Below are 14584 nucleotides of genomic sequence, written 5' to 3'. Positions count from 1 at the left end.
CTCAAATTTATTGATATAAAATATATCTATCATTATATTATCATCAAATGTATAATATGTAATAGGTCTTCAGAATGAGGTTTAAGATATGGGAAAATACATTATCGAAAAGGCATTAAATAATAATGTGTTAGTTGCTAATTATTATGATAAAGAAGTTATATTAGTTGGTAAGGGAATTGGTTTCGGAAAAAAACAAGGTGAAGAAATTAATACAGATTTAATCGAAAAGGTATATTTATTAGAATCTGAAAATGATAAAAATAAATATAAGCAATTATTAGATGGTACAAATGATGAAGTGTTTAGTATCGTTTTAGAAGTTGTAAATGGTATTGATAAACAGTTGGGTGGAAGTGTTAGTGAAAAGACATTAATATCTTTAACAGACCATATGTTATTTGCGATCAAGCGTATTAAAGAAGGTATACATGTTCATAATCCTTTTTTAAAAGAGACAGAACTGCTTTATCCGAGGGAATATCAAATAGCAGAAAAAGCTGTTAAAGCATTAAACGAAAAATTAAATTTACAGTTTATTGAATCAGAAGCAGGATTTATTGCTTTACATATTCACTCTGCAGAAGTGAATCATTCAATTCGTGATATACACAATATAAAAGCGATTATTCAAAAAGCAATCATTATAATAGAAGAAGGCCTAGAAGTTGATATTAATAAAAATAGTATTAATTATAGTCGTTTTGTTCGGCACCTTCACTTTGCGATTCAAAGAGTATTGGCAGATGAACGAATTCCAGATGCAACTAATATCGAAACACTATTGAAAGCGCAATATCCATTGTGCTATAATATATCCGTAAAGATAGTGAAGATGATGCAAACACAATTGAAGAAGCCAGTATATCAATCTGAGTTGGCATATTTAACAATGCACATCCAGCACTTTAATAATAACTTATAAATTGCGTGTTACTGATACGATCAGGCATGAGCAAATAGACTTTACCGTAATGGTAAGTTTCTTTGCTCATGCCTTTTTTCATGCCGTGATTTACGAAGTTAAACAATTAGGAGGGTATTAATTATGTTTAAAAAGTTCTTTGGACAATTGCAACGTATTGGTAAAGCATTAATGTTACCAGTTGCGATTTTACCAGCAGCGGGTATTTTACTTGCGTTTGGTAATGCAATGCAGAACGATCAATTCGTTGAAATTGCACCTTGGTTAAAATCTGATGTTATTGTCATGATAGCTTCAGTAATGGAATCATCTGGTCAAATTATCTTTGATAATTTACCATTACTATTCGCACTCGGGACAGCATTAGGTTTAGCTGGAGGAGATGGTGTTGCAGCATTGGCAGCATTAGTTGGTTACCTTATTATGAATACAACAATGGGAGTTGTTAAAGGTATTTCAATTGATGACATTTATAGTTATGCTGAAGGCGCTAAAACTTTAGGGCAAACTGCTAAAGATCCAGCAAACGCATTAGTTCTTGGTATTCCAACACTTCAAACAGGGGTGTTTGGTGGTATTATAATGGGTGCTCTTGCAGCATGGTGTTACAACAAATATTATAATATCAACTTACCACCATTTTTAGGATTCTTTGCGGGTAAAAGATTTGTACCTATCGCAACATCTGTAATAGCAATTATTGCAGGTATTATTCTTTCATTTGCATGGCCACCAATTCAAGATGGCTTAAATAACTTATCTACATTCTTATTAGATAAGAACTTAGCTTTAACAACATTTATATTTGGTATTATCGAACGTGCTTTAATTCCATTTGGATTACATCACATTTTCTACTCACCATTCTGGTTTGAATTTGGTAACTATGTAAATTCTGCAGGTGAATTAGTTCGTGGTGACCAAAGAATATTTATGGCACAAGTTAAAGACGGTGTACCATTTACAGCGGGTGCATTCACAACTGGTAAATATCCATTTATGATGTTTGGTTTACCAGCTGCAGCATATGCAATCTATCGTCAAGCTCGTCCAGAGCGTAAAAAAGTTGTCGGCGGTTTAATGTTATCTGCAGGTTTAACATCATTCTTAACAGGTATTACTGAACCTTTAGAGTTCTCATTCTTATTCGTAGCACCAGTATTATACGGTATTCATGTTATTTTAGCAGGTACATCATTCTTAGTGATGCATCTACTACATATTCAAATTGGTATGACATTCTCTGGTGGATTTATCGATTACGTATTATACGGTTTGTTAAACTGGGATCGTACAAATGCACTACTTGTTATTCCAGTAGGTATTATTTATGCGCTAGTTTATTACTTCTTATTTACATTTGCGATTAAGAAATTTAACTTAAAAACTCCTGGTCGTGAAGATAAAGAATCTGAATCACGCAATAGTTCAGTAGCAGAGCTTCCATTCGATGTATTAGATGCAATGGGTGGTAAAGAAAACATCAAACATTTAGATGCATGTATTACGCGTTTACGTGTTGAAGTATTAAATAAATCTGAAGTAAACAAAGATGAACTGAAAAGTTTAGGAGCATCAGGTGTACTTGAAGTCGGTAACAATATCCAAGCTATTTTTGGACCTAAATCAGATCAAATTAAACACGATATGGCACGTATCATTTCAGGTGAAATTACGAAACCTGATGAAACAACTGTTACTGAAGAAGGCGATCAAGAAAGTGCTGCTATTTTAGCTGAAGGTGGCGCAACAATTTATGCACCAATTAAAGGTGAAGTTGTTAACATCTCTGAAGTACCAGATAAAGTATTCTCTGAAAAAATGATGGGTGACGGCGTTGCAATTATTCCTGAAACTGGTGAAGTTGTTGCACCATTTGATGGTAAATTGAAAATGACATTCCCTACAAAACATGCGATTGGTTTAGAATCTAATGACGGTGTTGAATTATTAATCCACTTCGGTTTAGAAACAGTTAAATTAGAAGGTAAAGGATTTGAAATTTTAGCGGAAGCTGATACAGATATTGTTAAAGGTCAACCATTAATGAAAGTTGATTTAGACTTCATTAAAGAAAATGCTGATAGTACTATAACGCCAATTGTAGTGACTAATCTTGGTGATTCTTCATTAGAAGTATTAACAACAGGTACAGTTGAACAAGGTGATAAAATATTAGTCGTTAAATAAGACTTTTATGGATGAGAAGATACATCTTCATGGTGTATCTTCTTTTTATATTCTAAATTAAGCGTTTATAATATTATTATGTAAACTATAAATGTAAATTTTTGTTTTTAAAGTGATTCGATTAGGGTATAATAGATTATAAATCTTTAAGAGGAGGGCTTATTTTGGAAAAAGAAAAGCATTCCAATAATACTTTTAATAAAACAACACGTTTTATGCAGTTTTTCGGTGGACGTGATATTTATTTTATTTTAGGATTATTGATTTTGATAGGGTTAACAATATTTATTTTCCAACATGTTTCATTTGTTTTTGAACCTATCGTGACAATTACGACAACTTTAATTGGCCCAATTATTGTTGCATTTGTTGCATTCTATTTGTTTAATCCTTTAATTAATTTTATGGAAAGGTTTAACATCTCTAGATTATGGGGAATCATCATATTATTATGTGTGATTATCGCAGCATTTACACTAATTGTGACGTTATTAATACCTGTTGTACAACATCAAGTTGAGAGTTTATCTAAAAATTTACCTACATATTTCGATGAATTTAGTGATAAATTAAAAGAGCTTTCTCAAAATTCATTTGTAGCGGATTACTATACACAAGCTCAAAATTGGTTCCAACAGAACTTTAGCGATATTCCTAAGAAAATATCTAATTCAGTAGGAGATTTTAGTAATAAGTTCCAAACATTTGTATCTACAATTACACATGTTGTTGTGATCATTATTACATTCCCATTTGTATTATTCTTTTTACTTAAAGATGGCGCGAAATTCAGAAATTACTTTATTAGATTAATGCCACCAAAATTCAGAAAAGATACACATGATTTAATTGATAAGATGAATGTTCAAGTTGGTTCTTATATTCAAGGTCAAATGATTGTTGCTTTCTGTATTGGTGTATTACTATTTATCGGTTATTCAATCATTGGATTAGACTATGCTTTAACATTAGCAAGTATTGCTGCTGTGACTAGTGTTGTACCGTATTTAGGTCCAATTATCGCTATTTCACCAGCAATTATTTTAGCTGCAATTGATTCACCGTTCATGTTATTGAAACTTGCAATTGTTTGGGCTGCAGTTCAATTTTTAGAAGGACATTTTATTTCACCAAATATTATGGGTAAAACAATGCAAATTCATCCTTTAACAATTATCTTTGTATTGTTATGTGCAGGTAATTTAGCAGGTATACTAGGGGTTATTTTAGGTATTCCAGCATATGCTATTATTAAAGTAGCAGTGACACATCTCTTCACATTATTTAAACGTCGCTATAATAAGTATTATCAAGATGACTCAGGTCCATACGAGTTTAAAGATGAAGAAGTTGTACATGAAAAAGAATAAACTATAACTATAGACTGCCTTTAACTTTTTGAAGCTTAATGGCAGTCTTTTTTAAACATTTTAATTTGTATATTTATATGGTATTATTTGGGAGTATTACAAAATAAAAGAAGGTTAGAATATGAGACTATTAAATCGAAAGAAAATTTTGCCAATATTAAAAGTTTTATTTATATGTATCATATTATGCATCGTTGTCTTTGTATTGCATAATGAATTAGGAAAAATCGACTTTAAAAAGACAATCGTGCTTTTTAGAGAAATGAATACATTTTATTTTGTAGGCATCATTATATTAGGTGTACTTTCCGTTTCTGTTTTATCTCTATACGACATGATGCTAAAACAGTCTTTAAAAATTAGTTTACCAATACATAAAGTTTTATCCATTAGCTATATTATTAACACGTTTAACAGTATTTTAGGATTTGGTGGATTAATAGGTGCTGGTTTAAGAATTTATTCTTATAGAAATGACGTTGAAGATAAGAAAGATTTAGTTAAAAGTGTTTCATTGTTATTGTTATCCATGTTAAGCGGTTTAAGTTTATTATGTGTACTTATTGTATTTCGTGTTTTTAATGCGGATGCATTACTAGCTGATATTTCATGGGCTAAAATTGTCATATATATTGGCAGTTTGTTTCTTCCTTTATTTATAGTTGTGTCGTATTTGAAACCTTCTATAAGTCGAGACAGACTGCTTGGATTTAAATTTACAATTGTATCTGCACTCGAATGGATTGCGGCGAGCTACTTATTATTTGTCATTTTGAAAGCATTACATATTCATGTAGACTTTGCTCACTTAGTTGGGATATTTGTTGTTGCAGCCTTATCAGGATTAATTAGTATGATACCCGGGGGATTTGGTGCATTTGATTTAGTGATCTTATTAGGTATTAAGTCGCTTGGTGTACCTGAAGAAAAAGTATTATTAGCGTTGTTACTCTATAGAGTTGCTTATTACTTCTTCCCATTTATTATAGCACTTGGTTTATCTACATTTGAATTTGGTAGTATCGCTAAAAAATACATCGAAGAAAGTAAATTCTATACACCAGCAGTTGATACAACATCATTCATAAAGTCTGTACAGAGTGATTTTATGACCAAAGTACCAACATTGGCGCTAGGTTTGTTATCAGGTATTACAGGATTTGTACTTTATTTTAATCACATTTTAATCTTATATGATGCTATTTACTCACATCATTATACTTTTTATTCAATCTTATTAGCACTTCATACAGCTTCTACACTTATGTTACTTATTTGTGCTAAAGGCGTTATGTCTGGTACGATGCGATCTATTCTCATGAGCATAATTTCTGTCATCGTGATGTTAGTCGTATCTATATTAACGAATAGTACAATCATTGCATTTTTATGGTTAACGATACTATTAGTATTATTATTTATCGGCTACAAAAATGCGCTCGTTGTCAAAAAGATTGTTACACCTATGAAAATAGTTTTAAGTGGTATATTAATTTTAACAATGTTTATTTTCAATAGAATTGTCACTAAAAATTATTTGAATTTATATCCACATGAAGTCACTAAATTTGATAAATATGCTGTGTTTACAATGTTCTTAATTGCACTTGCGATCTTATGTTTAATCGGTATGTGCATAACATATATACTCTCAAAAAGATTCCAAAAAAGTTTATATACAAATGCTACATATGAAACGATACAGTCTATTATCGACCAAAATCAAGGTTCATATGTGAGTCACTTAGCATTTACAGGAGATAAATCATTTTATGTTAATAAAGATGAAGATGTCTTTATTATGTATCGACATAAGATGAATGCAGTTATCGTGTTAGGTGATCCAGTCGGTAACTCTGATAAATATCATGAAGTATTAAAAGAATTTTATGATCAAATGCATTTTTTAGGTCATGATATTATTTTCTATCAAGTACAAAGTAAATTACTTTCTTTATATCATGATTATGGAAATGTCTTTTTCAAATTAGGAGAAGAAGCACTCATAGACCTCGAAACATTCAGTTTATCTGGTAAGAAAAAACGTGGTATGCGTGCAACTCATAATAAAATGGCATCAGAAGGCTATCAATTTGAAATAATAGAAGCGCCATTTGCAAAAGATGATATTGACATGTTGAAATCTATTAGTGACGGCTGGTTAGGTGACAAGAAAGAAATGAGCTTTTCAGTTGGGTCATTTGATGAAGATTATTTAAATAAAGCACCAATCGCAGTTATAAGAAATGATGGCAATGAAATAGTAGGTTTCTGTTCATTAATGTATACAAATTATAATGATTCCATATCCGTAGATCTAATTAGATGGAACAAAGAAGTAGAACTACCAATGATGGACGCTTTATATATCCATATGTTGTTATGGGCACAAGAACAAGGCTACAAACAATTTAATATGGGAATGGCTACGTTATCCAATGTAGGACATAATCAATACGCATATTTAAGAGAAAAATTTGCAGCAAAAGTATTCGAAAATATGAATGGTTTATATAGCTTCCAAGGATTACGAAATTATAAACAAAAATTTTATCCAGAATGGGAACCAAGATATTTAGTATATCGTAAATATAGTTCACTATTATGGAATTTAATAAGAGTATCTTTAACAATTAATCATAAATAAAAACCCAAAACCACTTGTAAAAAAGTGGTTTTGGGTTTTGTTTGGATTTAATTAACACGTGTTTCTTTAATGCGTTTATACCATAAGTATAGGACGTATAGTACTGCAATCGCGATGATTACAATAAACACTTTAGAATACATACCTACATATATGAGAATTTGATGCCAATGATTGCCTAACATTTTACCGAGCATGATAAGAAATATATTCCACATACCTGTGCCGATTGCTGTTAAAAGTATAAATACGGGTAAGTTCATTTTAGTTATACCAGCTGGTAATGAAATGAGTGTTCTGACAATTGGGATAAAGCGTCCTAAAAAGATAGCCCAATGTCCATATTTATCTAACCATTGAATGGTCTTATCTAAGTCTTGTGTTTTGATACCTATATATTTGCCACGTTTATGTATAAATTTATATAAACGTTCTTCTCCTATAAGAGCACCAATGCTATATAATACAAGTGCTCCGAGTACGGCGCCTAAAATTGTAAGTAAACATACAATTATGATATTCAACTCTGACTGTGAAGTCATAAAGCCTGCAAATGTTAATATGATTTCAGAAGGGAAGGGGTGTATAACATATTCTAAAAATACGAGTATGAAGACACCGATATATCCATAATGCGTCATAAAATCAGTAATCCATTGTTCCATAATGTTCTCCTTTTATATCTTAAATACTGATAGATATTATATAAAAATAACAGTATAGCATAATTGTATACGATACTGTTATGCTATACTTGTTTATTTTAAACTTTGTCTAATTGTTTGTTCTTCTTGATATCTTTCAGGATTCTTCTTATAGAAATCTTGATGATAATCTTCAGCTTTGTAAAAAGGTTTATATGGTAATAATTTTGTAACGACTGATTTTCCTTCTGGTAATTCTTTATTTAATTGTTCGATATACTGTTCAGCAAGTTTCTTCTGATCATCATTTGTATAGAAAATAGCTGTTTCATATTGTGTACCTCTGTCTTGGAATTGTCCATGAGCATCAGTAGGATCAATAATTGCAAAATATATTTCTAGCAGTCTATTATATGAGAATAAAGCTACATCATATTGGATTTCGACAACTTCATAATGTCCGGTATCACCCTTTTTTACTTCTTCGTATGTTGGATTTTCAGTAGTTCCACCCATATAACCTGAAGTCACTTTATCTATTCCTTCATATTGGTCAAATGGCTTAACCATACACCAAAAGCATCCTCCTGCAAAATACGCTTTATTCATATTCATGATATTTTTACCATCCTTTATTCAGTCTCAAGTCTTATTTTTAAGTTAGCTTTGCAATTTTTCTTGATTTTTAGTATATAAATTGGTTAACTTAATGTATGAGTCTCATTATAATATAATTAGACTCAATTTTGAAGATAAAAGGTTGGTAACAATGACTTCGCATAATCAATCAGAAACTGAAGATAATCGTCAAACGAATATACCTACAAGAAGAAAAAAGCGTAGAATTAAAAAAAGACCTTTTATTTTCTTAGGTATCATCTTACTTTTAATTGGACTTGGATTTTACATTAATGCTTCTTATAAATCTGGTTTGAAAGTTTCATCAGATAATGGTAAAAAGCAGCAATTACATAAATTCAATAGTACAACGCGGAATGATGGTAAAGTAAATGTGCTCGTATTAGGTGAGGACCGCAAAGTAGATAATTCACAACCTAGAACAGACTCAATTATGATTGTTCAATACGATTACTTGAAAAAAGATCTCAAAATTGTATCTGTCATGAGAGATATTTATTCAGAAATCCCAGGTGGCTATCGTAATTATAAGATTAATACTGCATATTCATTAGGCGGACCTGAATTATTACGTAAGACATTGAAGAAGAACCTTGATATTGATCCGGAATACTATGCAATTATCGATTTTGATGGATTTGAAGAAATGGTCGATGAAATTGCACCTAAAGGCGTTCCAATCGATGTTGAAAAAGATATGTCTGCCAAAATTGGTGTTACTTTAAAACAAGGGCAACATAATTTAAACGGGAAAGAATTATTAGGTTATGCGCGCTTTAGACACGATGAAGAAGGTGACTTTGGTCGTGTTAGAAGACAACAACAAGTCATGACTGCACTAAAATCAGAAATGATGAGTGTAGATTCAGTTGTTAAAGCACCGAAATTAGCTGGTATTGCTAGAGGTTATGTTAATACCAATTTAGATGATCAAACAATTTACAAAACGGGAGCTAGCTTCTTAGCTAGAGGCGATAAAGATATTAAGACGTTAACAGTCCCTGTTAAAGGTTCTTATACAAATGAGAATGATATTGAAAATGGGGCAGTATTAAAAATCGACAAAGAAAAAAATAAAGAAGCAATTAAGAAATTTCTTAACGATTAATCATTAAGGAAACGAAAAAAGCAATAAATGGTCACTTTGACCATTTATTGCTTTTTATATAATTATATAGTTCTTATGAATCAGATTTACGTGTACCAGCAACACCGTAGTGTTCAGGTTTCATTTCTTCAATAATGACATGAATATTTTCTTTTGGTGCTTTTGCATTTTGATGAACAGCTTCTGTAACATCTTTTACAAGACCTTTCAATTGTTCATCTGATCTACCTTCAATTAATTTAATGTTTACGATTGGCATTATAAACGCTCCTTATTATATTGAATATTTGCTGAAGGACCACTATCTCCATTCCAGTCTGTTTGACCGTCATCTTCTATGAATTCAATGTTCACATCTTCAACATGAGATAAGTCTAACAATTTTAATATAATCCGTTTTCTGATATCTGACAACTCTTTAAGTGTATAATTGTGATTAACTTCTAATAAACATTCTATATGAAGTGCTTCTCCTTCTTTAATAACAGCAAGTCTTTTAATATCACTAATTGCTTTGTCGTCTAATATGACACGTGAAGCATGTATTTCAGATTCATGATCTGCAATACCAAGAACGCCTTGTGCATTTTCAATAAAGATAATACCCACAACTATAAACATCATCACACCAATGATGACTGAAGCAATACCTTCTAACATACCTAAACCTGTTAATCTTGCAATAATGATTGAAAGAACGGCAATAATACCACCGCCAGTTGCGACAGTATCTTCCATGAATACTAATTTTGTTGCAGGTTTAGCTTTACCAATCAGTAAATAACTTTTAGTAAATGGTGTCAGTAATCCTTTACTGCTTTCACCAGCTTCCTCTAAGATTTCTTTACCAGCTTTTCTTAAAACACTACCTTCTAAAATAATACCGATAGCTAAAACAGCAATATTAATCCAGAAAAATAATATTGGTCCACCAGTTTCATTTGGATGGACAATATGGTGGAAACCTTCTTTAACTGTCTCATAAGATAAAATACCTACAATAATAACAGCTATTAAACAAACGAGGTTAATTAATCTTCCATATCCAAGAGGGAATTTTTCATTCGGACTTCTTTTAGAAAATGCTGATCCTAAAAATACAAAAAGTTGGTTTGCTGCATCACCAAAAGAGTGCATCATTTCAGCAAACATAGCGATGTTTCCTGTAAAGATAAAAGCGAATAACTTTAAACAACCTAAAATAAAGTTAACAACTGCAGCAGAAAGCGAAGACTTGCTTCCTTTTTTTAGTAAATTAATGAAAGCTTTCATAAAAAACTCCTTTAAAATATTTTTGTTTTGATTATACCACTATAATACCCAATTTTATTATAATATAAGTATTTTTATGTAAATATCATAATAATATTATGTCAACTATAAAAGTTGGTTTAAATTTTTAAAACCTTCATTTAGGGAATGTGTTATACTATTTATATAGATATGTTAATTAAGTTATACTAATACTCGACTATTTTAATGTAACTTAATAATAAAGTTAACTTATTACACATTGTGCACTTGTTGTCACTTTTTAAATGAAAGTATAAGGTTTATAATAGTAGTAATACATAGATTAATTCATACAAATTATTCATTTGTATATTTTTTATGGACATATATTTAGTCGAAATGGTTAATATTGAAAGGGGCTCTGTAGTTAATTATGAATGCTTTACATAAGAAAACAGATGTAATATTAATTGGTGGAGGCATTATGAGTGCTACTTTAGGTACTATGCTTAAAGAATTATCACCAAATTTAGAAATTAAATTATTTGAAAAATTATCAAAACCAGCTGAAGAAAGTTCTAATGAATGGAACAACGCCGGAACTGGTCATTCAGCATTATGTGAATTGAATTATACTAAAGAAGAGGCGGATGGTTCAGTTAATATTGATAAAGCAATTCAAATAAATGAACAATTTCAATTATCAAAGCAATTTTGGACATATTTAGTAAATAAAGGTAGTTTAACAGATCCACAATCATTTATTCGTCCTGTACCACATATGAGTTTTGTGTATGGAGACAAAAATGTACAATTTTTGAAAAATAGATGTGATGCATTATCAAAAAATCCATTATTCACTGGTATGACGTTTACAGATAATTTTGAAACGTTAAAGCATTGGATGCCGCTTATGATGGAAGGGCGTTCTCAAGATGAAAGAATTGCCGCAACTAAAATTGAATCTGGTACGGATGTAAACTTTGGGAATTTAACGCGCTCATTATTAAGTGACTTAAAAGACCAAGGTGTTGAGTTAAATTATAATCATTCTGTTCAGAATATTCGAAGAAATGAAGACAATTCATGGCAATTAAAGATTTATAATGCCGAAACTAAAAAGGTTGAATACCATAATACTCAATTCGTGTTTATCGGCGCCGGTGGTGGTAGTTTACCACTTTTACAAAAGACAGGCATAAAAGAAGCTTCTAATATAGGAGGTTTCCCAGTTAGTGGTTTATTTATGGTATGTAATAATGAAGAAATTATTGCTAAACATGATGCTAAAGTTTACGGTAAAGCAAAAGTTGGAGCGCCACCAATGTCAGTACCGCATTTAGATACTAGATACATTGAAGGTAAACGTTCATTATTATTTGGACCATTTGCTGGATTCTCGCCTAAATTCTTGAAGACTGGCTCTAACTTAGATTTATTTGGTTCAGTGAAACCGAATAATATCTTTACGATGTTATCAGCTGGTTTAAAAGAAATGGGATTAACTAAATATTTAGTAGAACAAGTCTTATTGTCAGATGAAAAGCGTTTAGAAGAACTAAAAGAATTTATACCGACTGCGAAGTTAGAAGATTGGGATATCGTAATCGCTGGTCAACGTGTACAAGTCATTAAAGATACTCAAGAAGGCGGAAAGGGTACATTACAATTTGGTACTGAACTTGTAACAAGTGAAGATGGCTCTATTTCTGCGTTATTAGGTGCCTCTCCAGGCGCTTCTACTGCTGTACATGTTATGTTGCAGTTACTTGAAAACTGTTTCCCTAATGAATTTGTAAACTGGGAAGATAAGATTAAACAAATGATACCTTCATTTAGAACAAACTTATCTGATAATCCTGATTTATTTAATGAAATTAATTCATCAACTTCGAAAGCATTAGGTTTATATAAGTAAGGTTATTTTAAATATTGATGATTGTTAAAAAATTATCAACTATAATTAAAAAATTCTCTTTAATCACTTTAAATTTTAGTTTAATCGGGTTAAACTATCTTTAATGAAGATTAAGGGGGATTTGTATTATGTTTGAAAAATTACTTACCTCTATAGGTGTCGGTAATCTAACAATCGATACGCGTTTAGAAAAGATGACTTTTAATGAAGAAGAACCCATTAAAGGTAAAGTAATATTTAAAGGTGGGTCATGTGATTTAGAAGTTAAATATATCGAATTGTCCCTTATTGAACGTGTCAATAATCAAAATGAGGATAGTGATTTTTCGGAATTTGATTATGAATTGCATAAGCATAAAGTTAATCAATCCTTCTTGATTAAGAAGAAAGACCATCAAGAATATGAATTTGAATTTAAATTAGAACAAATTGAATTCAAAGGTGAACCAGATGAAATATATTTAAAGACACATGTTCATATCGATCAGTCAATTGGCGCTGATGATGAAGAAAAATTAAGTATAGTACGATAATTAATAATCAAGTCTTACAAAGCTGACCTATAAGAGGTTAAAGCTTTGTAGGGCTTTTTTATTTAGACAAATAAATCTCTTGAAATAGAACGTATGTTCGTATATAATGATGATACAAACAAATGTTCTGGGAGGTGATGTGATGTACAATTACAGTGATTTCCAAGAGAGATATATTTTATGTTTAAGTCTTCATAACTTTTTTGCGAATGTGTCATGTGTTTCTAAAGGTATTAACCCAAATGAAAATAAATTAGCTGTTATTTCCGATACGAAAAGGCAAGGCGCCATTGTTATTTCTGCTACTGAGCCATTACAAGAATTAGGAATCAAGACTGGTTCAAGACTATTTGAAATACCACATAGAAATGATATCTTTATCATCAATCCAAATATGAAACAATATATAAACTATGCAAATACTATTTATAAAGTATTGCTTAATTATGTACACGCAGATGATATCCAACAACATCGTGTAAATGAAATTTTCATTGATGTGACAGATTATTATAAACAATATTGTGATAAACCAAGTGAATTTGCTGCTAGAATTCGAGCCGAAATTGAACAAGAAACGCAATTGAATTGCCATATAGGTATTGGACCGAACATGTTGCTGAGCAAGTTGGCTTTAGATACAGAATCTTATCAACATGATCAATCAATTGGATTATTAAATTATAGCGATATAAGGGATAAAGTGTGGCCGATACATCCGTTGCATAAAGTATGGGGCATAAATGATCGATTAGAAAAGGAATTAAATGAGCTTGGTTTATATACTGTTGGAGATTTAGCACGTTATCCAGTTAATAAATTAACACAATTATATGGCACTATGGGTAAGGAATTGAATCTAATCAGCAATGGTATAGATACAAATATCGTACGCGAAACGCATAGTATTTATAATCCGGACATTAAATGTGAAGTAGCGTTTGAAAAACAATATCAATATTATGAAATGAAAGAAATTATACTTCAACAAGTGGAACGTTTAACGAAACAATTAAGATCTAGAAATTTATTAGTTAAGACAATAGCTTTTTCACTGAAAAGTAATGCCAATACAATATCTAAATCTTATACTTTAAAAGACGGCACAAATATTACGATGGATATATTTAGAGTAATCTGGAGTTTTACAGAACAGTTATGTGATAAACATGAGAAGTATTCAGCATTAAATATTTCACTTACACAACTCGTGCCAGAACGAGCTCGTGAACTGAATTTATTTATTGATACATTTGAGCGAGAATGTGATGAAGCATTAGCATTGCTTACAAATGAACAAAGTGACAATAACACGTATAGAAGACAAGATGAAAGTAGACAGAATCTAGTCGATTTTAGGTGAAATATAATAAATAA

General features: G+C 30.9%; 12 protein-coding genes. 8 read left to right on the top strand and 4 right to left on the bottom strand.

What is annotated here, in order from left to right; genetic code table 11:
- Positions 1 to 88 precede the first annotated feature (88 nt).
- The 4 genes from glcT (at position 89) to mprF (ending at position 7132) form a co-directional block, all read left to right on the top strand.
- Positions 89 to 925, top strand: a complete 837-nt coding sequence (gene glcT, locus MHH94_RS07800) for a glucose PTS transporter transcription antiterminator GlcT (protein ID WP_078355759.1) — start codon at positions 89 to 91, stop codon at positions 923 to 925.
- Positions 926 to 1048: 123 nt separating this feature from the next.
- Positions 1049 to 3115, top strand: a complete 2067-nt coding sequence (ptsG, locus tag MHH94_RS07795; RefSeq protein ID WP_106417810.1) for a glucose-specific PTS transporter subunit IIBC — start codon at positions 1049 to 1051, stop codon at positions 3113 to 3115.
- A gap of 215 nt (positions 3116 to 3330) precedes the next feature.
- A complete protein-coding gene (locus MHH94_RS07790) occupies positions 3331 to 4485 on the top strand; it encodes an AI-2E family transporter (protein ID WP_078355977.1) in 1155 nt (384 codons plus the stop codon).
- 121 nt (positions 4486 to 4606) lie between these two features.
- Positions 4607 to 7132: a bifunctional lysylphosphatidylglycerol flippase/synthetase MprF gene (gene mprF, locus MHH94_RS07785; RefSeq protein ID WP_088592379.1), complete on the top strand. Its 2526-nt coding sequence runs from the start codon at positions 4607 to 4609 to the stop codon at positions 7130 to 7132.
- Between the two features lie 47 nt (positions 7133 to 7179).
- Here mprF and MHH94_RS07780 read toward each other — a convergent pair whose 3' ends face one another.
- On the bottom strand, positions 7180 to 7797 hold the full coding sequence (locus MHH94_RS07780) for a DedA family protein (RefSeq protein WP_048543107.1): 618 nt from the start codon (positions 7795 to 7797) through the stop codon (positions 7180 to 7182).
- 93 nt (positions 7798 to 7890) lie between these two features.
- The gene (gene msrA, locus MHH94_RS07775; RefSeq protein WP_037587960.1) at positions 7891 to 8391 is read right to left on the bottom strand and encodes a peptide-methionine (S)-S-oxide reductase MsrA; all 501 of its coding nucleotides are present in this window, start codon (positions 8389 to 8391) and stop codon (positions 7891 to 7893) included.
- Between the two features lie 154 nt (positions 8392 to 8545).
- Here msrA and MHH94_RS07770 point away from each other — a divergent pair, with 154 nt between their 5' ends.
- Entirely contained in the window at positions 8546 to 9523 is a 978-nt protein-coding gene (locus MHH94_RS07770) for an LCP family protein (RefSeq protein WP_106417866.1), read from the top strand.
- Positions 9524 to 9596: 73 nt separating this feature from the next.
- Here MHH94_RS07770 and MHH94_RS07765 read toward each other — a convergent pair whose 3' ends face one another.
- Both MHH94_RS07765 and MHH94_RS07760 read right to left on the bottom strand, forming a co-directional pair.
- On the bottom strand, positions 9597 to 9782 hold the full coding sequence (locus tag MHH94_RS07765) for a 2-hydroxymuconate tautomerase (RefSeq protein ID WP_037560206.1): 186 nt from the start codon (positions 9780 to 9782) through the stop codon (positions 9597 to 9599).
- Positions 9782 to 10795, bottom strand: a complete 1014-nt coding sequence (locus MHH94_RS07760) for a cation diffusion facilitator family transporter (RefSeq protein WP_048543103.1) — start codon at positions 10793 to 10795, stop codon at positions 9782 to 9784. Before MHH94_RS07760 ends, MHH94_RS07765 begins: the two co-directional genes overlap by 1 nt.
- Before the next feature lie 394 nt (positions 10796 to 11189).
- Between MHH94_RS07760 and mqo the strand changes: the two genes are divergently transcribed.
- The 3 genes from mqo to MHH94_RS07745 all read left to right on the top strand — a co-directional run bounded on the left by mqo (position 11190) and on the right by MHH94_RS07745 (position 14570).
- On the top strand, positions 11190 to 12674 hold the full coding sequence (mqo, locus tag MHH94_RS07755) for a malate dehydrogenase (quinone) (RefSeq protein WP_058591313.1): 1485 nt from the start codon (positions 11190 to 11192) through the stop codon (positions 12672 to 12674).
- A gap of 128 nt (positions 12675 to 12802) precedes the next feature.
- Positions 12803 to 13207 carry a sporulation protein gene (locus tag MHH94_RS07750; protein WP_048543099.1) on the top strand — a complete coding sequence of 135 codons (405 nt, stop codon included), beginning with the start codon at positions 12803 to 12805 and terminating at the stop codon, positions 13205 to 13207.
- 142 nt (positions 13208 to 13349) lie between these two features.
- Positions 13350 to 14570: a Y-family DNA polymerase gene (locus tag MHH94_RS07745; protein WP_088592375.1), complete on the top strand. Its 1221-nt coding sequence runs from the start codon at positions 13350 to 13352 to the stop codon at positions 14568 to 14570.
- Positions 14571 to 14584: the final 14 nt, after the last annotated feature.

The sequence above is a fragment of the Mammaliicoccus sp. FSL K6-3158 genome, from assembly GCF_038005105.1.
Lineage (GTDB): Bacteria > Bacillota > Bacilli > Staphylococcales > Staphylococcaceae > Mammaliicoccus > Mammaliicoccus sciuri.
This window is presented reverse-complemented; position numbering and strand designations above follow the sequence as displayed.